The organism is Rahnella sp. Larv3_ips, assembly GCF_003697865.1.
Classification (GTDB): Bacteria; Pseudomonadota; Gammaproteobacteria; order Enterobacterales; family Enterobacteriaceae; genus Rahnella; species Rahnella rivi.
Map to the genome: position 1 here is coordinate 1,011,777 of NZ_MJIB01000004.1, position 19,659 is coordinate 1,031,435.

A 19,659-nucleotide genomic window follows, 5' to 3' on the forward strand; every position below is an offset into this window, starting at 1 on the left:
TTTCTGAGAAACAAATCATGAATAAGAACGCTTTTTTACCGGGCGTGACCGGCCTTGCGCTGCTGTTGCTGGTCGCCATACCGGTGAGTTTTGTGGTGTTACAGGCGGTTTTTCCGCATCTGGACACCAGCAGCTATCATGCACCTTTCAGCGCATTTCGCCGCGTTTTCGCCGAACCTCAGCTCTCAGGGCTTATCGGTACGACCTTACAGGTCGGGCTCGGCGTGGCGTTATGCAGCGGGCTGATCGGTATTCCGCTCGGCGCCCTGCGCGGGTTATTCCGGCTGCCGTGCGCCGGGCTGTGGGACGTGCTGTTTCTGGTACCTTTTTTACTGCCGCCTTACATCGCCGCGCTGTCGTGGATGCTGGCGTTGCAGACCAACGGTTATGTGCAGCAACTGCTGCCGTGGCTGCATCTTAATGATTTCCTGTTTTCCCTGCCGGGGATGATCGTGGTGATGACGCTGAATATCTTTCCGGTGGTCTATTTCGCCGTCTCACGCAGCATGGCCGCCAGCGGCAGTCGCCTGGCCGATGTGGCGCGGATCCACGGCGCGGGCCCGTGGCGGGCATTCTGGCGGATCACGTTACCGATGGCCTTACCGGCGATGGCATCCAGCCTGTTGCTGGCATTCACGCTGTCGATTGAAGAGTACGGCGTGCCCGGCGCACTCGGTTCACGCAGCGGCATTCTGATGCTGACCACCGGCATCGAGCAACGCCTGGCTGACTGGCCGATCGATTTGCCCGGTGCGGCAGTGCTTTCGCTGGTGCTGGTGGCGATGGCGCTGTGTGCTTACAGCGTCCAGCGCGCGGTGCTGGCGGGTAAAAATGTGGAAAGTATGACCGGCAAACCGGCAGACCTGACGCAAAAATCCCTGGCGGGCCGGACGATCCCGGTGATGATTTTGTTTTCACTGGTGGCGCTGATTGCCGTCGCGCTGCCGCTGCTTTCGATGCTGGCGACCGCATTTTCCGGCACGCTGTCAGGCGGCCTTTCACTTTCGAATCTGACCCTGCGGCATTTCAGCGTGCTGTTTGCTGCGCACGGTGACGCGATCGGGGCGCTCTCCACCAGCCTCAGTCTGGCGGCGGGCACGGCGCTGATCGCCGGGCTGACCGGCTTTCTGGCATCCTGGCTGGTGGTGGTACGGAAAATTCGTGGGGCGGCGTGGATCGACGGGCTCTCTTTGCTGCCCGCTGCGCTGCCGGGCATTGTGGTCGGCGTCGGGTTGATTCTGGCGTGGAACCGCAGTTTCTGGCCGGTGACGCCTTACAACACCTGGGGAATTTTGCTGCTGGCCTATTGCTGTTTGCTGCTGCCGTATCCGGTGCGTTACGTCAGCGCAGCGCTGAAACAGATTGGCGGAAATCTCGATGCAGCCGCGCGGGTGCATGGTGCCACGGCGTCACAGACCTTACGGCTGATCCTGCTGCCGCTGGTGTTTCCAAGCCTGCTGGCGGCGATGATGATGGTGTTTGCCGTCGCTTCACGTGAACTGGTGACCTCCCTGCTGCTCTCCCCGGCGGGCGTACAAACGGTGTCGGTGTTTGTCTGGCGGCAGTTTGAGCAAGGTTCGGTGGGCGACGGAATGGCGATGGCTTCCGTGGCGGTGTTACTGAGCCTGACGCTGATGTTAGCGGCGTTCAGGCTACAGCAACGGCAGGCAGCTTAACTTTCCCGCTGAGGCTGCGGGTGCGGGCGGTCGCCGGAAGGGATCAGTAAACCGGCGGCGACCGCCAGTACCGAAATCACCGCCGAGACCACAAACACCCAGTGCAAAGAGGCCGCAACGCTTTCGGTTATAGCACTGAGCTGACCGGCTTCCATCGCGCCACGCGTGGCTTTCTCCATCAGTTGCTGTACCGGATCGTTCACCCCTGGCAAACGGAATTGCAGATTAAGATTGAGCGTCGCGCCCAGTAACGCCGTGCCGATGGCCGACCCGAGCATGCGGGTAAACAATGTGGATGCCGTGGCAATTCCCCGTATCTCTGGCCCGACGCTGTTTTGCACCGAAACGATAAACGTGGTGTTACATAATCCCATGCCCGCACCGATGGAGAACGCCGCCAGACGCGCAACCCACAGGCCGGACGTCGGTGAAAGTAACAACAGCGCCAGACTGCCGCCCACCAGCAAAATCCCGCCGATGACCGCCGTGGCGCGGTATGACGTCGTCTGCATCAGCCGGCTGCTTAACATACTCGCCAGCGGCCAGCCAATCGACATCAGCGCCAGCGTGGTGCCCGCCTGTAACGGCGTGCCGCCAAGCACGCCCTGCACGTAAGTCGGCAGAAACGCGCTGATCCCCATCATGGTCGCGCCGATAATCAGGCCGCCGACGTTACCGGCGATGATCACTTTGCTCTGCCACAATGCCAGCGGAAACAGCGGCTCCGGCGTTTTGCGCTCCTGACGAATCAGCAACAGCGCGCTGCACACGGCCAGCGCAATCAGCCCCAGCGCCCAGTAACCCAGCACTTCGGCCTGCAGCAGCGCCAGCAGCAACGCCGCCACCGAGAGGGTGAGATAACCAGTACCGGCCAGATCCAGCTGGTGCTGTTTACGCTGACCGTCCGGCGGCAGGTATTTGATTAAAATCCCCATCGCCACCAGACCGATAGGTACGTTGACCCAAAACACTACCGCCCAGTGGAAATGCGACACAATAAACGCGCCCATCAGCGGCCCGACGATGGCCGAAACACCCCACACGCTGGAAAGATACCCCTGCGCTTTCGCCCTTTCCTGCGGGCCATAGACGTTGGCGATAAGCGTGGTCGCAATCGGCGTGATCGCCCCGGCGCCCAGCCCCTGCAAGGCACGAAAACCGATCATCCAGCCAAGGGATGGAGCGAAGCCACAGAGAACGGAGCCGATTAAAAACAGCGTGGTGCCGATAAAAAACATTTTCCGGCAGCCGTACAAATCGGCCAGCCTGCCGTACACCGGCACGGTGATCGCCTGGGTCAGCAGATAGACGGCGAACACCCAGCCAAGCAGGGAGAAACCGCCCAGATCGCCAATGATGGTCGGCATCGCGGTCGCGACAATCGTCACTTCCACCGCCGCCATAAACATCGACAACATACAGGCGATGAGGATCAACGGTCGGTGGGCATTTTTAACGACAGGATCGTGCGCAGATTGTGTTTCTGAGGTGTGAGTGACGGCCATGTTCTCTTTTTTCTTCAGATTGATGCGTTAATGCTAATCCCGAATTATAGACAAAAAAACGGCTCCGGGTCAGAGAGACGGAGCCGTTTAATTGATGAGCAGATTTTACAACGCTGACGTCAGGCGCGGGTCAGGGTTTTCAGATCAAAGCTTGAGAGGTCGATAAACTTCGCCATATCGCGGCTTTCTGCGCGGGGTAAATAGGGAATTTCACCCAGCAGCGGTGCCGAAATATTGGCGGTCAGCGCATCGATAGTCTGCTGATAATGTGCAAGGCATGGGTTAATTCGATTCGCCACCCACCCTAACAACGGTAAACCGTCGGCAATAATAGCCTGCGCGGTTAATAGCGCGTGGCTGACACAACCTTCCTGAATACCGACCACTAACACCACCGGCATATTTTGCTGGCGCACCCAGTCGGAATATAAAAGATGCGGAGTAATCAACGTTCTCCAGCCATCACATCCTTCCACAATCACCGAATCAGCCTCTTCCCGCATAAAATTGAGGCCACTGGTCATTATTTCAAACACATTCTCAGGTATTTCACTGGCATAAATATCTTCATCAGTTAATGCCAGAGGCGTTATTTTTTTGAAAGGATAAGCAATAGAAGATGACTGCTGGAGAGTTACCGCATCTTTATTTCGAACCCCGTCGGCCAACTCCTGGCTGCCTGTTGCAATAGGTTTATAGCCCAGAACGCAGCGATCCTGCGCGGCTAAGGCCTGAAGCAAGGCACGTGTGACAATGGTTTTACCTACACGGGCATCCGTACCCGTGACGAAAAAGTGCGTTAACATGGAATTCAGGCTCCGGGATCTCTCCGTCTTATTGAAAGATAATCTCCGGTAAAAAACACCGCCAGAGACAAAGTAACGACGGAAAGTCTAGGCGATGCGAGATGCGAGCGGTTTGCGTTAGCGCAATGTTTTGTTGACCAGCGAACGAAAGCTTATTCTGATTTATTTTAAATCAGACAGTAACGTTATAAAAAAAACTCAGCCTTGCAGAAGCTTAATCAGTAATGATCCGCTGTACAGCGCGTCTTTAACTAATGCCGCGCCGGGCATTGTTCCCTGATTATAAAATTGCGTGGATTCAAGTTTGATATTTTCGCTATATGCAGGAAGTGATTGCTGCTGAATACAGGACATTATCGCCGGATGCAGAATATCCTGAGATAAATTAAGCGGTGAACCGATGAGCACTTTTTCCGGATTGAACAAATTGACCATGATCGCCAGCATCCGGCCGACGCTCTGGCCGACGCCGATAATGACATCGCGCGCCAGCTGATCGCCCCGGTTGGCGGCGTCGCAGACGGCTTCAATGGTCAGCGACACGCCGTGCAACAGGCTGGCAGGCGCGGATGCCGTCAGACGCTGGCGCACCAGTTCGAGAATGCTGTCGGTGCTGGCCACGGTTTCCAGACACCCGTGATTGCCGCAGTAACAACGTTTACCGTAAGGATCGACCTGCGTGTGACCGATTTCCACCACGCTGCTGCTGCCCGCATGCAGTACGCGCCCGCTGGTGATCACCCCCGCGCCGACGTTGTGATCGATAACAATCTGCACCACGTTTTTGCAGCCGCGCGATGCGCCGTATAACGCTTCCGCCAGCGTCCAGGCGCTGATGTCATGTTGCACGAAAACCGGCAAACCGGTGTGTGTGCTGAGCGTATCGCCCAGCGGCATATCGAACACGTCATGGTAAAACGGCATACGGTGCACAATGCCGCGCCGTGCATCAATCATGCCCGGTAAGGTGATGGCGATAGCGGTAAGGCGTTCAAGTTTGCGCTGGTGACGGATGAAGAACTGGTCGATTTCGGCGATGATGCGCTGCATCAGCGGCTGCGGGGCCTGCTCGGGCAGCGGCAGCACCTCTTCCACCACCAGTTTACTGCTCAGATCGCGCAGCCCCAGGGTGATCGACCCCAGGCTGATGCGTGCGGAAAGATAATGCCAGGCCTGAGTATCCAGGGCTAAACCGATGGCGGGACGCCCGCGGCTGCCGGGATCCTGAAATTCCGTTTCCAGCACCAGATGCGCCTGAATCAGTTCACGGACAATTTTGGTGATACTGGCGGGAGCCAGTTGGGCTTTTTTGGAAAGCTCAATGCGCGAAATAGGACCAAACTGATCGATCAGGCGATACACAGCACCGACGTTGGTTTGTTTGATTTGATCAATATGGCCGGGCTGCCCATCGGGGATCACTCAAGGAACTCCTGTTATTTTCGCGCTTCAAAATAAAGATTAGAGGCTATGGTGGGGTTTTTGCTATATGTCGTCAACTATTTGATTCGTTATGTGATTCGGTGCACATATTGCGTGAAAACACGTTCGGAATTGACTGGAAATACAGCAGTTTTTGTCATAGGTCAGAGCCCGTCCTCCGCCATCATCATTGCCATAAACGCCGTCGCCGACGCCGTCATGGGCCGTTCGGCGTGATTCACCAGCCAGAGTTGCGTGGTGCCTTCCATTTTTCCAAAGCGTAAATAGCGCACGCCCTCGACCTGAATACGCAAATACGAGGCCGGTAAAATCGAGACGCCAAGCCCCGCCGCCACCAGCCCGATAATGGTCAGCGGTTCGCCGACTTCCTGCGTGATATAAGGCGTGATCCCCTGCGTTTTCAGCTGCACCAGAATGTCGTCATACAGTGACGTCCCCACGTCTTTAGAGAAAAACACGAAGGGCTGATCGGCAAGATGCTGAAACGTCAGTTCGCCTGCGGGAAGATCGTTAAGCGGATGGTCTTTGTGCACCACGGCAATCAGCGGCTCCGACCACACCTGCTGATGCGCCAGCTGCGGCGGCAATTCGCCGTTGCGCATGATCCCCAGATCGAGTTTTCCTTCCAGAAGCGGTTCGATCTGCTGTTTGCTGTTGAGCTGCTCAATGCGGATATTCACCGCGGGATAAGTCAGGCGAAAACGGTGCAAGGTACGGGAAACACGCTGGAGAAAAGGCGCTGATGAGGTCAGCCCGAGGGTCAGATTGCCCGCCTCGCCACGGTGAATACGCGCCGCCTGTTCCGAGGCTTCCTCCACACGCTGTAAAATCTGCCGCGCTTCCGGCAGGAAAGCGGCACCCGCCTGTGTCAGCCGCACCGTGCGGTTGCTGCGATAAAACAGCGCCGCGCCCACGTGGGCCTCCAGTGCCTGAATTTGCTGGCTCAGCGGCGGCTGCGAAATGTGTAAACGCTCCGCCGCGCGGCCGAAATGCAACTCATCAGCGACGGCGATAAAGTAACGCAGGTGGCGCAGTTCGATGTGGCTCATGGCGCGGGTCTGACTCCGATTGATATCTTAAACATATCGTTTCAGCGAAATTAATATATTAGACAATATAAAGCCGACTGTTAAAATTTTCATACATTTTCAAATAATTTTTATTATCACCCTGGTTAAGGACTCTCAGTGAAAACCACCCGGCGGAATGCCGCTGCACCCTCCCGCGACTCAGTGAATGACGACGAACTCAATCCGGACATGCCCGTCGTCCGCTCCGGCCTTAAAACACCTTTCATTAAACGTGGTACACCGCAATTCATCCGCGTCACCCTCGCCCTGTTTTCGGCGGGCCTGGCGACCTTTGCGCTGCTCTACTGCGTTCAGCCCATATTGCCGGTGCTGTCCCATGATTTCGGCGTGTCGCCGGCCACCAGCAGCCTGTCGCTGTCGTTGTCTACCGGTCTGATGGCCATCGGTCTGCTGTTCACCGGGCCGGTTTCTGACGCCGTCGGGCGCAAATCAGTGATGGTGGTGGCGCTGCTGCTCGCGGCAGGCTGCACGCTGGTCTGTTCGGTGATGCAAAGCTGGGACGGCATTCTGATGATGCGCGCCCTGATCGGCCTGTCGCTCAGCGGCGTGGCTGCGGTGGCGATGACCTATCTGAGCGAAGAAATTCACCCGAGCGTGGTGGCGTTCTCGATGGGGTTATACATCAGCGGGAACTCCATTGGTGGCATGAGCGGGCGTCTGGTCAGCGGCGTACTGACGGATTTCTTCTCCTGGCGCATCGCCATTGCGGTGGTCGGTGTCTTCGCGCTGGCGGCGGCAATCATGTTCTGGCGAATTCTCCCGCCGTCTAAGCACTTTCGAGCCAGCTCGCTGAAACCGCGCAAGCTGCTGATCAACTTTAAATTGCACTGGCGCGACAGCGGTTTGCCGCTGCTGTTTATCGAAGGTTTTCTGCTGATGGGCAGCTTCGTGACCATGTTTAACTATATCGGTTATCGCCTGCTCGGCACGCCGTACAACATGAGTCAGGCCATTGTCGGGATTTTATCGGTGGTGTACCTGATGGGCACCTACAGCTCCCCCAAAGCGGGCGTGCTGACCGGTGTTTATGGCCGAGGTCCGGTACTTATCGGTGCCACCGGCATCATGCTGCTGGGCATTGTGATCACCGCGTTTTCACCGGTCTGGCTGATTTTCATCGGCATGATCCTGGTCACCGGCGGGTTCTTCGCCGCGCACTCGGTCGCCAGCGGCTGGATCGGACGCCGCGCGCGCCGTGCCAAAGGCCAGGCTTCCTCACTGTACCTGTTCTGTTATTACGCCGGGTCAAGCGTCGCCGGTACGCTTGGGGGATTCTTCTGGCACGCCTACGGCTGGTACGGGATCACCGGGTTCATCAGTTTGATGCTGGTTGCCGGCCTGGGGGTTGGGGTGAAACTGATGCGGTTATCTGAGAATTGACGCGCACTTGCGCAAATGATAATTGTTATCATGTAAATTCACTTTGCCAGGCAGGTTTTTATGACACCGAACACGGATTCCGCCGCCACATGTTGCATTGTCGGCGGCGGCCCCGCGGGCTTAATGCTGGGGTATTTGCTGGCGCGCAAGGGCATCGATGTGACGGTGCTGGAAAAACACCGTGATTTTCTTCGCGATTTTCGCGGCGACACCATCCATCCTTCCACCCTCGACATTATCTGGCAGCTCGGTTTTCTCGACGAGTTTCTGAAACTTCCGCATCAGCGGGCTGAAAAACTTTACGGCGAGATTGACGGCAAGGAAACCACGCTGGCGGATTTCAGCCATCTGCCGACACAATGCAAATTCATCGCGTTTATGCCGCAGTGGGATTTTCTTAATTTTATCGCCGGTAAAGCCGCCCTGCTGCCGAATTTCCGGTTGATCCATCACGCACAGGTGTTGTCGTTGCAGGAAGAGAAAGGCCAGGTAACCGGCGTGATTGCCGACGTGGCGGGCGAAACACAGACCTTCAACGCCGATCTGGTGGTGGGCTGCGACGGGCGCAATTCAATTGTGCGTGAAAAGGCCGGTATGGAAATTCGCCGTTATGGCGCGCCGCGCGACGTGCTGTGGCTTAAAATCAACAAGCGCCCGGACGATCCGCAGTGGTCAATGGGCCACCGCGGTCCGAAGAAAAACTTCATCATGATCGACCGGGGTGATTACTGGCAGTGTGGCTATTCCATCCCCAAAGACAGCCTCGACGCGCTCAAAGCGCAAGGGATCCCGCCGTTCCTCGATCTTCTGGCCGGGGTATCGCCGTTCGAACGCGCACGCTTAGCCGAGGATATTCTCAGCTGGGACGACGTGCGTCTGCTGGTGATCCGCATCGACCGTCTGAAGGCGTGGGCGAAACCGGGGCTGCTGTGCATCGGCGATGCGGCTCATGCCATGTCGCCTATCGGCGGCGTCGGCGTGAATCTGGCGATTCAGGATGCGGTGGCGACCGCGAATATCATCACTGAACCTTTGAAAGCCGGACGCCTGACGCTCAGGCATTTAAAGCGCATCCAGCGCCGCCGCGCGTTTCCGACATGGGCGACGCAGTCGCTACAAATTATGATCAGCCGTGCGGGGCAAAAAAAACGCACCAAACCTCCCTCCCGGATGGAGGCATGGCTGCGCGGGCGCAAATTTATCCCGTTCTTGTTTGGGCGCCTGATTGGCGTGGGGTTTTATCGGGAAATCCCGAAGCTTTGATTTTGGGTTGGCCGCCCAAACGGGCCTTAAGGTCAAAACCGTGGGTTGCCACCCACACGGGCCTTAAGGTCAAAACCGTGGGTTGCCACCCACACGGGCCTTAAGAGGCGCCTATCGCCGCGCCTCTTAAGAATCTCCGGCTCTTTTACTGCGCGCTACCGCTTGCTGGCTATGTTTCAGTTACCACGGCGTAAGGCTGGAAATCTTGCCGCTGCGCGGTACCTTCGTTTCGGGATTGCAGCCTCTGGTCTGCAACCTCTCACTCAGCAAGATTTCTGAATCGCCCGCACGATCTTAAATTCAAAACCCATTCCCATTGGCTTTTCAAATCAAAATCAGTGAGGTTGTGAAGTAATAGCCTGAGGCCGGATCCAAAATTCCGCCGGAGGCAAGATTTCTGAATCACCCGCACGATCTTAAATTCAAAACCCATACCCGTTGGCTTTTCAAATCAAAATCAGTGAGGTTGTGAAGTAAAAGCCTGAGGCCGGTTCCAAAATTCCGCCGGAGGAGAGGCGCAAAACCGCGCGTCTTTTTGCGCGGGTTGTAGCCCGAACGAAGGGCACCGCGAAGCGGCGGGATTTTGCGGCTATCGCTGCGGCATCTGAAACATAGCCCGCGAGCGGAGCGCGCAGTAAAAGAGCCGGAGATTCTTAAGAGGCGCGGCGATAGGCGCCTCTTAAGGCCCGTGTGGGTGGCAACCCACGGTTTTGACGTTGACGTTGAAGTTGAAGTTGAAGTTGAAGTTGAAGTTGAAGTTAAAATCAGTTTTAAACATCCCTCTTATTCCCCGCTAAACATCACATATTTTGATATTCCCCTCTTTTTCATCACCCATAATTGATAAACGTCATGACGCCCGGTGCGCTATTTCGGCACAGTGCCCGCCTTTCATTTGGATCCATATTGACTCTCGGGGATACAACATTATGTGGGAATTACTGATCGGGCTGGTGGTTGCCGTGTTTGTCGGGCGGTACATCATTAAAGGCTATTCGCCCACCGGCGTGCTGATGGTCGGCGGCCTTCTGCTGCTGGTGATAAGCGTGTTAATGGGCCACAGCGTGCTGCCTGAAGGGGCGAAAAGCACCGGCTGGAACACCACGGATATCGTGGAATACGTCAAAATTCTGCTGATGAGCCGCGGTGGCGATCTCGGGATGATGATCATGATGCTGTGCGGTTTCGCCGCCTACATGACGCACATCGGCGCGAACGACGTGGTCGTGCGGCTGGCGTCGCGTCCGCTGAAAATGATCAACTCCCCTTATATTCTGATGGTGGCGGCCTACATTCTGGCGTGCCTGATGTCGCTGGCCGTCTCCTCGGCAACCGGGCTGGGCGTGCTGCTGATGGCCACCCTGTTCCCGATCATGGTCAACGTCGGCATCAGCCGTGGTGCAGCAGCGGCGATTTGTGCCTCCCCTGCGGCCATCATTCTTTCACCGACCTCCGGGGACGTGGTGCTGGCCGCGCAGGCGGCGAACATGCCGCTGGTGGATTTTGCGTTTAAAGCCACTCTGCCGATTTCCGTGGCCGCCATCGTGGCGATGGCCGTTGCCCATTTCTTCTGGCAGCGTTACCTCGATAAACGTGAAACCCCCGAAACGGTGGATGCCCTGGATTCCAATAAAGAAGATGTGGTGGAAACCAATGCGCCCGCGTTCTACGCCATTCTGCCCTTCACGCCCATTATCGGGGTGCTGATTTTTGACGGCAAATGGGGACCGGGGCTGCACATTATTACCATTCTGGTGATCTGCATGTTGCTGACGGCGTTGATTGAAACCGTACGTAACCGCAGCGGGAAAATCGTGTTCGCCGGTCTGGACGTTGCCTATCGCGGCATGGCCGATGCCTTCGCCAACGTGGTGATGCTGCTGGTCGCGGCAGGTGTCTTCGCGCAGGGGCTGAGCACCGTCGGTTTCATCAGCAGCCTGATCGGTCTGGCGCAAAACTTCGGTTCCGGCAGCCTGCTCATGATGCTGGTTCTGGTGGTGATCACCGTGCTGGCGGCCATGACCACCGGTTCCGGTAACGCCTCTTTCTATGCATTTGTGGAACTTATTCCGAAACTGGCGGCGAAAATGGGCATAAACCCGGAATATCTGGTGATCCCGATGCTGCAGGCCTCAAACCTCGGACGCACCATTTCGCCGGTGTCAGGCGTGATCGTCGCCGTCGCCGGTATGGCAAAAATCTCCCCGTTCGAAGTGGTCAAACGCACCTCCGTGCCCGTACTGGTCGGCCTGATTGTGGTGATCGTCGCCACTGAAATTCTGGTGCCGGTGCGTTAAACCTTCCCCATTTGATTACCTGAAGCCTTCATGCTGAATCAAGGCGGCAACCGGGTCAGCCCCGTGAGCATACAAAAGTATGTGAACGGGGCGTACCAAGGGGCCAACGCGGAGATGGCGTGAAGGATTAAGGTATTGATCACATAAATACGATATCGGCTACCGCTAACTCAGGTTAAGCTACTGCGCCTTGAAGGTCGGGGAAGACTCTCCGTGCTGACTGGGTGAAAAAACCCGCGTAATAAAGGTTTTTTATGTCGAATAATCCGGGCTATAAACGTATTGGTGGGTGGTTACTGGCCCCGATGGCGTATCTGATTGTGACGTTGTTAAGCGTGGCATTAATGCTGGCATTGTTTTCCATGGCATTATTTATGCCGGAATCGCGGGATTACTTACTCACCAATTCGCAGGCATTTACCCTGCAATGGTATTTTTCCGTAGTGACCACATTAGCGATGGGGGTATTTACCGTCGCCGTGTTGTGGCAATTCTGCAAGCGTGCCAAAGCCTTGCCGAAAATGTATATTATCTGGTTACTGTGCACCGTGTTGCTGGCCGTAAAAGCCTTTGCATTCTCGCCGGTTACCGATGATCTGGCCGTGCGTAACTTATTGTTACCTTTATTGGCTGCCGCGGTGTTTGTGCCTTATTTCAAACGCTCTCTGCGGGTTAAAGAAACCTTCACGGAATAACCCTGAAGTTTTAATGTTTATTATGTCCGGGCAATTGTCATGACCTCTTATTTATTACTGTTTGTCGGCACCATGCTGGTAAATAACTTCGTTCTGGTGAAGTTTCTTGGGCTGTGCCCGTTTATGGGCGTCTCTAAGAAACTGGAATCGGCTATCGGCATGGGGCTGGCGACCACGTTCGTTATCACCCTGTCCAATATCTGCTCATGGATGGTCAACACCTTCATCCTGATGCCGCTGGAGCTGGTTTATCTGCGCACGATGGCGTTCATTCTGGTCATCGCCGTGGTCGTGCAGTTCACCGAAATGGTGGTGCGTAAAACCAGCCCGTCGCTGTATCGCCTGCTCGGCATCTTCCTGCCGCTGATTACCACTAACTGCGCCGTGCTCGGCGTGGCGCTGCTGAACATTAACCAGCAGCTGAACTTCATGCAGTCTGCGCTGTACGGCTTCGCCGCATCGCTCGGCTTCTCGCTGGTCATGGTGCTGTTCGCCGCTATCCGTGAACGCCTGGTGGTGGCTGACGTCCCTGCGCCATTCAAAGGTTCTTCCATTGCGCTGGTCACCGCCGGTCTGATGTCGCTGGCCTTTATGGGCTTCACGGGTCTGGTGAAATTCTAATGTTTGAATTATGGGTAGCGATTGGCGCGCTGACCGCTCTGGCGCTGGTTTTTGGCCTGCTGCTGGGTTACGCCTCGCGTCGTTTTGCCGTGGAAGGCAACCCGGTTGTCGATCAGATTGACGATATTCTGCCGCAAAGCCAGTGCGCGCAATGCGGATATCCCGGCTGTAAGCCTTACGCCGAAGCCGTTGCCAACGGCGACAACATCAATAAATGTGTGCCGGGTGGCGAAGCCGTGATGCTCAAGCTGGCCACGCTGCTTAACGTTGAACCGCAGCCGATGGGCGAAGACGCCGCCGCGGCGGTACCGGTGCGCCGAGTGGCCTACATCGATGAAAGCAACTGCATCGGCTGCACCAAGTGCATTCAGGCCTGCCCGGTGGATGCCATCGTGGGTGCCACCCGCGCCGTGCATACCGTGATCACTGATTTATGTACCGGCTGTGACCTGTGCGTCGCGCCTTGTCCGACGGACTGCATCGAAATGCTGCCGATCAAAACCACCACCGCAAACTGGAAGTGGGATATGCAATCCATTCCGGTTCAGGTCATCCATGCGGAGTAACATGTTTAATCTGTTTGCCGCGCTCAAAAAAGACAAAGTCTGGGACTTCGACGGCGGTATTCATCCGCCGGAAATGAAGACGCAGTCGAGCCACGTTCCGCTGCGCAACGTGCCGCTGCCTGAGCGCTTTATCATCCCTCTTCAGCAACATCTTGGCCCTGAAGGCGAGCTGTGCGTCAGTGCGGGCGACCGCGTATTAAAAGGTCAGCCGCTGACGACAGGCCGTGGCCGTACCGTGCCCGTGCATTCGCCGACGTCAGGCGTGATCACGGCCATCGAACCGCACATCACCGCGCACCCTTCCGGCCTGAAAGAACTGTGCGTGCTGATTGAAGCCGACGGTCAGGACACCTGGTGCGAGCGCGAACTGATTGCCGATTACCGCCAGCTTTCTGCCGATGAGCTGAATCAGCGCATCAGCCAGGCCGGTATCGCCGGGCTGGGCGGCGCAGGCTTCCCGACCGCCAGTAAGCTGGCAGGCGGCCTGACCTCCACCCGCACGCTGATCCTCAACGCGGCCGAATGTGAACCCTACATCACCGCCGATGACCGGCTGATGCAGGAACACGCGACGGAGATCCTGCAGGGCACGCGCATTCTGTGCCACATGCTGCATCCGGAGCGCGTGCTGATTGGCATCGAAGACAACAAACCTGAAGCCATTGCGGCGTTCAAAGCGGCGATCGGTGCGGATATTACCGACGGCGTGCGTTTCGAACTGCGCGTGGTGCCGACCAAATACCCTTCCGGCGGCGCCAAACAGCTGACCAAAATTCTGACCGGCCTCGAAGTGCCGAAAGGCCATCACTCGTCGTCCATCGGCGTGCTGATGCAAAACGTCGGCACGGTGTATGCCATCAAACGCGCCATCATCGACGGCGAACCGCTGATCGAACGCGTGGTGACGCTGACCGGTGAAGCGATGGCGAAACCGGGCAACGTCTGGGCGCGTCTGGGAACACCGGTGGCGCACCTGATGCAGGAAGGCGGATTGCAGCCTCAGGGCGACAAAAAGATGGTGATCATGGGCGGCCCGCTGATGGGCTTTACCCTGCCGTCGCTTGACGTGCCTGTGGTGAAAATTTCCAACTGCCTGCTGGCACCGTCTGAATCCGAACTGGGTCAGCAGGAGCCGGAAGAAGCCTGTATCCGTTGCAGCCTGTGCGCGGAGGCCTGCCCTGCCGGTTTGCTGCCGCAACAGCTTTACTGGTTCAGCAAAGGTGAAGAGCACGAGAAAGCCCGCAATCACAATTTGTTTGATTGCATCGAGTGCGGCGCGTGCGCCTATGTCTGCCCGAGCAACATTCCGCTGGTGCAGTATTACCGTCAGGAAAAGGCCGAAATCCGCGCCATTGATGCCGAAACCGCCCGTGCTACCGAAGCCAAAGCGCGTTTCGAAGCCAAACAGGCGCGCATGGAACGCGAGAAGTTAGCGCGTGAAGAGAAACATCAGAAAGCCGCCGTGAAGCTCAGTGAAACGCCGGTGCAAGACGCGCCAGCCGAAGAGAAACCGGTAGCTGAAACGCCGGACGTCGATCCGCGTCAGGCCGCACTGGCGGCGGCGATTGCCCGTGCCAAAGCGAAAAAAGCCGCCGCGCAGCAAGACATCCCCGTGGCCTCAGAACCGGTGCCTGAAACGCCACCGGCTGCCGGAGACGACCGTAAAGCCGCCGTGGCCGCCGCCATCGCCCGCGTCAAAGCCAAAAAAGCCGGCACCGGCGTGGTAGTCGAAGCAAAGGACAGTGAGCTGAACGTTGCGCCTGCCGCCGATGCGGATGCAGATCGCAAAGCCGCTGTGGCCGCCGCCATTGCCCGCGTCAAAGCCAAAAAAGCCGCTGCCGCACAGCCTGCCGGTGAAACAACCGGTGTGGAAAACGTGGCAACGGCACCGGCTGAACTCACCGCTGACGACAAACGCAAAGCCGCTGTCGCCGCCGCGATTGCCCGTGCCAAAGCGAAAAAAGCCGCCGCGCAGAGTGATTTACAAGACGACGCTCCATCAGAAAAAGACCCATCACAACAAGAAAGCGATCCACGTAAAGCCGCCGTGGCTGCTGCGATCGCCCGAGTTAAGGCCCGCAAAGCCGCTCAGACCATGTCGAACGAGGAATAGATGGCCTTCAGGATCGCAAGTTCACCTTTTACGCATAACCGCCAGAGCACCAGCACCATCATGATGATGGTGATCCTGGCCTGTGTTCCCGGCCTGATCGCTCAGGTCTGGTTTTTTGGTTATGGCACACTGGTTCAGCTGACGCTGGCCATTATGATTGCTCTGCTGGCAGAAGGCGCGGTGCTGCAACTGCGCAAACAACCGGTGAAAAAACGTCTGGGCGATAACAGCGCCCTGCTGACGGCGGTGTTGCTGGGCATCAGCCTGCCGCCGCTCGGGCCGTGGTGGATGGTGGTGCTCGGCACCATATTCGCCATCATTATTGCCAAACAGTTGTACGGCGGGCTGGGACAGAATCCGTTTAACCCGGCGATGGTCGGCTACGTGGTGCTGCTGATTTCGTTCCCGGTCCAGATGACCACCTGGTTACCGCCGGACGTGCTGCAACATCATCACGTCGGTTTTACCGACACACTGCTGACCATTTTCACCGGTCACAACAGTCAGGATCTGACCGCCTATCAGCTGAACATGAATGTCGATGGCGTGACGCAAGCCACTCCGCTGGATGCGTTTAAAACCGGGCTGCGCTCAGGGCATTCGGCTGAACAGATCCTTGCCACCCCGCTGTTTGGCGGTTCGCTGGCCGGTCTTGGCTGGCAGTGGATTAATCTCGGATTTCTGGCCGGTGGCCTGTATCTGATGTGGCGTAAAATTATCAGCTGGCACATTCCGGTGGCCATGCTCGGCATGCTGACATTCTGTGCGGCGATTGCCTGGGGTCTGGCTCCGGAGAGCTACTCGTCGCCGCTGGTGGGGCTGTTCTCCGGCGCGACCATGCTTGGTGCCTTCTTCATCGCCACCGACCCGGTCACCGCTTCCACCACGCCGAAAGGCCGTCTGGTGTTCGGTGCCCTCATCGGCTTACTGATTTGGCTTATCCGCACCTATGGCGGCTATCCCGACGGCGTGGCCTTTGCCGTTCTGCTGGCAAATATCACCGTGCCATTGATTGATCACTACACGCAACCGCGTGTCTACGGGCATCGCTGAGGAAGAATTATGTTAGCGACAATGCGACGCCACGGCCTGATTCTGGCATTTTTTGGCGCACTGATGACCGGTATGACTGCCATCGTTAACCTGCTGACCAAACCGACCATTGAGCATCAGGCGCTGTTACAGCAGAAAACCCTGTTCGATCAGGTTATTCCTGCCAGTGTGTACGATAACAACCTGCAGGATGAATGTTACAACGTCACCGATGAGTCACTGGGCACCGCCACCCCGCACCGGATGTATCTGGCGCGCAAAGGCGGAGAACCGGTGGCTGCCGTGGTGGAAACTACCGCGCCTGACGGCTATTCCGGTGCGATTCAGTTACTGGTGGCGGCGGATTTCAACGGCAAAGTTTACGGCTCCCGCGTGCTTGAACAGCATGAAACGCCGGGGCTGGGCGACAAAATTGAAGTGCGTATTTCTGACTGGATCAAGCATTTCGCCAATCAGACCGTCAATGGCGCCAGCGATGAGCGCTGGGCGGTGAAGAAAGACGGCGGTATGTTTGATCAGTTCACCGGCGCGACCATCACCCCGCGCGCCGTGGTGCGTTCCGTGAAACGGACTGCATTATTTATCGGGACGGTACCGTCTCAGCTCTCCCAACTTACCCCTTGCGGAGCCCGTGATGAGTGAAGCCAAAAAGATAATCGTTCAGGGTCTGTGGACCAATAACTCCTCGCTGGTTCAGCTGCTGGGCCTTTGCCCGCTGCTGGCCGTGACCTCCACCGCCACCAATGCGCTCGGTTTAGGCCTGGCGACCACGCTGGTGCTGACCTGCACCAACGGCATGATTTCCGCGTTCCGTAAGTGGATCCCGGATGAAATCCGTATTCCGATTTACGTACTGATTATCGCCTCGGTGGTGAGCACCGTAGAGATGCTGATCAACGCCTACGCGTTCGGGCTGTATCAGGCGCTGGGGATCTTCATTCCGCTTATCGTCACCAACTGTATTGTGGTGGGGCGTGCGGAAGCCTGTGCGGCGAACAGTCCGGTACATCTGGCGGCGCTGGATGGCGCAATGACCGGGCTGGGTGCCACCTGCGCGATGTTCGTGCTCGGCTCGATGCGTGAAATTCTCGGCAGCGGCGTGCTGTTTAACGGCGCGGATCTGCTGCTCGGCCCCTGGGCCAAAGTGCTGCGTATCGAAGTTATCCACCTTGATAACCCGTTCCTGCTGGCCATGCTGCCGCCGGGCGCCTTTATCGGCCTTGGCCTGCTGCTTGCCGGGAAATACCTGATTGACCAACGCATGAAAGCGCGTAAAGCGGTGCAACATGTTGCCGCTGAAGAAACCCTGCCAAAAGGAAGTGTGCATGAATAAGGAAAAGCGCGTCGCGATCCTCAGCCGTTTGCGGGACAACAACCCGCATCCGACCACCGAACTGGTGTATACCACCCCGTTCGAGCTGTTGATTTCGGTGTTACTTTCCGCGCAGGCCACGGACGTCAGCGTAAACAAAGCGACGGCCAAACTTTACCCGGTCGCCAATACGCCGGAATCGGTTCTGGCGCTTGGCGTGGACGGCGTGAAGGAATACATCAAAACCATCGGCCTGTTTAATGCCAAAGCGGAAAACGTGATCAAAACCTGCCGCATTTTGCTGGAAAAGCATCAGGGTGAAGTACCGGAAGATCGCGCTGCGCTGGAAGCCTTGCCGGGCGTTGGCCGCAAAACCGCCAACGTCGTGCTCAACACCGCCTTCGGCTGGCCGACCATTGCGGTCGATACGCATATTTACCGCGTCTGCAACCGGACAAAGTTTGCGCCGGGCAAAACCGTTGATGACGTGGAAGAGAAACTGCTCAAAGTGGTGCCTGCCGAGTTCAAACTCGACTGCCACCACTGGCTGATCCTGCACGGTCGCTATACCTGCATTGCGCGTAAGCCGCGCTGCGGGTCATGTTTGATCGAGGATTTGTGCGAGAGTAAAGAGAAGGTTTATGCGGAGTGAAAGGGGTTCCCTTTGGATCCCTTTATAAATTTTCTCAGTTGCACTGAAGGCTTTGACCGTGACAATTTCGGTTTCTCAATAACGGTTATCACTCGGCATTTCGTGCCGAAACCGACCAGAGGGGAAAGGCTTTTCCCCTCTGGACTCCCCTCGCTTTTTCAAACACGTGATCCGCGCGCTGGCTATGTTTCAGCAACCTCAGCGACAGGCTGGAAATCTTGCCGCTTCGCGGTGCCTTCATTTCGGGATTGCAGCCTCTGGTCTGCAACTTCTCATTCAGCAAGATTTCTGAATCGCCCGCACGATCTTAAAATCAACGGCAGACTATTTTTATCTTTTAGATAAGTTTATTGGCGCGCTCAAAAATGGCACCGAATGAAGGGTTCGAGACCTGAGGCTCGAAACCTGAAATGAGGGAATCGCGAAGCGATGACATTTTGCGCCACTCTCTATAGCAACAGAATATGGCCGTCGTGCCTGTGATAACGCGCAGTGAAAAGCGAGGGGAAATCCAAAAGGGGAAAAGCACTTTCCCCTTTTGGTCGGTTTCGGCACAGCGTGTTAAGTGATCACTGGGATTAAGAAACCGAAATATTCTCTGTCATTCTTTGGGCTGGTTTGCGGGGCCAACAGCAAAAATTAAATAAAGGATTTCGCCTGCTTCAGCACCACATCACATGCTTTGGTTTTCACTTTCTCTTTCACCTGCGTCAGCCCGCTGCCAAGGTTGTTCAGATCCACACTCTGATCTTTACCGGTTTTCAGTAAACCGCCCAGCCCTTGCTGATAATCCTGGCTTTCTGCGCCCGATGCACTCTGGATACCCAGTTTGCTCAGCAACTGATCTTTGACATTCTCGGTGCTGGCTTTGGAAAGCACGTTATTCTTCACGCAATATTGCAACACACCGGCGACGTTGTTCGCGCTGGTGGAAGTCAGCGCGCTGTCGCCACCGCCGAGCAGTGAGGTCAGGGAGGGCGTCGTGCCGGTGCTGTTGGTGTTTTTACCCGCGCCGTTCAGCCCTTGATTGGCCGCCTGCTGCAACTGCCCCAGCAAATTGTTCTCCGCCTGTGCGCCGCCGGCCAGTAAAATACCGCTTGCCGCCATCGCCAGGATCACCGTTTTTAATGCTTTCATGTTTTATTCCATCCATTTTACTTAAGTCATGCCGCAAAGCTTGAGCCCA

General features: G+C 56.7%; 17 protein-coding genes. 12 read left to right on the plus strand and 5 right to left on the minus strand.

Going from position 1 to position 19,659, the window contains the following annotated elements; genetic code table 11:
- Positions 1-17: 17 nt before the first annotated feature.
- Positions 18-1,676 carry an iron ABC transporter permease gene (locus ED901_RS06910; protein WP_122095413.1) on the plus strand — a complete coding sequence of 553 codons (1,659 nt, stop codon included), beginning with the start codon at positions 18-20 and terminating at the stop codon, positions 1,674-1,676.
- Here the strand turns inward: ED901_RS06910 and ED901_RS06915 are convergent.
- From ED901_RS06915 to ED901_RS06930, 4 genes are all read right to left on the minus strand, one after another.
- The gene (locus ED901_RS06915) at positions 1,673-3,181 is read right to left on the minus strand and encodes an MDR family MFS transporter (RefSeq protein ID WP_122095414.1); all 1,509 of its coding nucleotides are present in this window, start codon (positions 3,179-3,181) and stop codon (positions 1,673-1,675) included. The genes ED901_RS06910 and ED901_RS06915 overlap by 4 nt on opposite strands.
- A 119-nt stretch (positions 3,182-3,300) precedes the next feature.
- Positions 3,301-3,987, minus strand: coding sequence for a dethiobiotin synthase (gene bioD / locus ED901_RS06920; protein ID WP_056777489.1), 687 nt, complete (start codon positions 3,985-3,987; stop codon positions 3,301-3,303).
- Positions 3,988-4,185: 198 nt separating this feature from the next.
- Positions 4,186-5,409 (minus strand): ROK family transcriptional regulator, encoded by a 1,224-nt coding sequence (locus tag ED901_RS06925; protein WP_056777491.1) that lies wholly within the window; start codon positions 5,407-5,409, stop codon positions 4,186-4,188.
- Between the two features lie 164 nt (positions 5,410-5,573).
- Positions 5,574-6,479, minus strand: coding sequence for a LysR family transcriptional regulator (locus ED901_RS06930; RefSeq protein ID WP_056777494.1), 906 nt, complete (start codon positions 6,477-6,479; stop codon positions 5,574-5,576).
- Positions 6,480-6,617: 138 nt separating this feature from the next.
- Here ED901_RS06930 and ED901_RS06935 point away from each other — a divergent pair, with 138 nt between their 5' ends.
- From ED901_RS06935 to nth, 11 genes are all read left to right on the plus strand, one after another.
- On the plus strand, positions 6,618-7,901 hold the full coding sequence (locus ED901_RS06935; protein ID WP_122095415.1) for an MFS transporter: 1,284 nt from the start codon (positions 6,618-6,620) through the stop codon (positions 7,899-7,901).
- A 60-nt stretch (positions 7,902-7,961) separates the two neighbouring features.
- Positions 7,962-9,164, plus strand: coding sequence for an FAD-dependent oxidoreductase (locus ED901_RS06940; RefSeq protein WP_122095416.1), 1,203 nt, complete (start codon positions 7,962-7,964; stop codon positions 9,162-9,164).
- 929 nt (positions 9,165-10,093) lie between these two features.
- Positions 10,094-11,461, plus strand: coding sequence for an anaerobic C4-dicarboxylate transporter DcuC (gene dcuC / locus ED901_RS06950; protein ID WP_122095418.1), 1,368 nt, complete (start codon positions 10,094-10,096; stop codon positions 11,459-11,461).
- Between the two features lie 254 nt (positions 11,462-11,715).
- The gene (locus ED901_RS06955; protein ID WP_056780331.1) at positions 11,716-12,156 is read left to right on the plus strand and encodes a DUF2569 domain-containing protein; all 441 of its coding nucleotides are present in this window, start codon (positions 11,716-11,718) and stop codon (positions 12,154-12,156) included.
- 39 nt (positions 12,157-12,195) lie between these two features.
- Positions 12,196-12,777, plus strand: a complete 582-nt coding sequence (rsxA, locus tag ED901_RS06960; RefSeq protein ID WP_056780334.1) for an electron transport complex subunit RsxA — start codon at positions 12,196-12,198, stop codon at positions 12,775-12,777.
- Positions 12,777-13,343, plus strand: coding sequence for an electron transport complex subunit RsxB (gene rsxB / locus ED901_RS06965; RefSeq protein ID WP_056780337.1), 567 nt, complete (start codon positions 12,777-12,779; stop codon positions 13,341-13,343). Before rsxA ends, rsxB begins: the two co-directional genes overlap by 1 nt.
- 1 nt (position 13,344) lies before the next feature.
- On the plus strand, positions 13,345-15,456 hold the full coding sequence (rsxC, locus tag ED901_RS06970; protein WP_122095419.1) for an electron transport complex subunit RsxC: 2,112 nt from the start codon (positions 13,345-13,347) through the stop codon (positions 15,454-15,456).
- Positions 15,457-16,509 (plus strand): electron transport complex subunit RsxD, encoded by a 1,053-nt coding sequence (gene rsxD / locus ED901_RS06975; RefSeq protein ID WP_056780341.1) that lies wholly within the window; start codon positions 15,457-15,459, stop codon positions 16,507-16,509.
- A gap of 9 nt (positions 16,510-16,518) precedes the next feature.
- Positions 16,519-17,151, plus strand: a complete 633-nt coding sequence (gene rsxG / locus ED901_RS06980) for an electron transport complex subunit RsxG (protein ID WP_056780344.1) — start codon at positions 16,519-16,521, stop codon at positions 17,149-17,151.
- On the plus strand, positions 17,144-17,842 hold the full coding sequence (locus ED901_RS06985) for an electron transport complex subunit E (RefSeq protein ID WP_122095420.1): 699 nt from the start codon (positions 17,144-17,146) through the stop codon (positions 17,840-17,842). The genes rsxG and ED901_RS06985 overlap by 8 nt, the downstream gene beginning before the upstream one ends.
- Positions 17,835-18,473 (plus strand): endonuclease III, encoded by a 639-nt coding sequence (nth, locus tag ED901_RS06990; protein ID WP_056780350.1) that lies wholly within the window; start codon positions 17,835-17,837, stop codon positions 18,471-18,473. The genes ED901_RS06985 and nth overlap by 8 nt, the downstream gene beginning before the upstream one ends.
- Before the next feature lie 639 nt (positions 18,474-19,112).
- Here the strand turns inward: nth and ED901_RS06995 are convergent.
- A complete protein-coding gene (locus tag ED901_RS06995) occupies positions 19,113-19,610 on the minus strand; it encodes a DUF2501 domain-containing protein (protein WP_122095421.1) in 498 nt (165 codons plus the stop codon).
- Positions 19,611-19,659 lie beyond the last annotated feature (49 nt).

Coding starts and splice junctions, on each gene's coding strand:
- ED901_RS06985 (WP_122095420.1), top strand. CDS start 17,144: ATGAGTGAAGCCAAAAAGATAATCGTTCAGGGTCTGTGGACCAATAAC.
- rsxA (WP_056780334.1), top strand. CDS start 12,196: ATGACCTCTTATTTATTACTGTTTGTCGGCACCATGCTGGTAAATAAC.
- ED901_RS06930 (WP_056777494.1), bottom strand. CDS start 6,479: ATGAGCCACATCGAACTGCGCCACCTGCGTTACTTTATCGCCGTCGCT.
- dcuC (WP_122095418.1), top strand. CDS start 10,094: ATGTGGGAATTACTGATCGGGCTGGTGGTTGCCGTGTTTGTCGGGCGG.
- rsxG (WP_056780344.1), top strand. CDS start 16,519: ATGTTAGCGACAATGCGACGCCACGGCCTGATTCTGGCATTTTTTGGC.
- rsxC (WP_122095419.1), top strand. CDS start 13,345: ATGTTTAATCTGTTTGCCGCGCTCAAAAAAGACAAAGTCTGGGACTTC.
- ED901_RS06940 (WP_122095416.1), top strand. CDS start 7,962: ATGACACCGAACACGGATTCCGCCGCCACATGTTGCATTGTCGGCGGC.
- ED901_RS06910 (WP_122095413.1), top strand. CDS start 18: ATGAATAAGAACGCTTTTTTACCGGGCGTGACCGGCCTTGCGCTGCTG.
- bioD (WP_056777489.1), bottom strand. CDS start 3,987: ATGTTAACGCACTTTTTCGTCACGGGTACGGATGCCCGTGTAGGTAAA.
- rsxB (WP_056780337.1), top strand. CDS start 12,777: ATGTTTGAATTATGGGTAGCGATTGGCGCGCTGACCGCTCTGGCGCTG.
- ED901_RS06955 (WP_056780331.1), top strand. CDS start 11,716: ATGTCGAATAATCCGGGCTATAAACGTATTGGTGGGTGGTTACTGGCC.
- rsxD (WP_056780341.1), top strand. CDS start 15,457: ATGGCCTTCAGGATCGCAAGTTCACCTTTTACGCATAACCGCCAGAGC.
- nth (WP_056780350.1), top strand. CDS start 17,835: ATGAATAAGGAAAAGCGCGTCGCGATCCTCAGCCGTTTGCGGGACAAC.
- ED901_RS06995 (WP_122095421.1), bottom strand. CDS start 19,610: ATGAAAGCATTAAAAACGGTGATCCTGGCGATGGCGGCAAGCGGTATT.
- ED901_RS06915 (WP_122095414.1), bottom strand. CDS start 3,181: ATGGCCGTCACTCACACCTCAGAAACACAATCTGCGCACGATCCTGTC.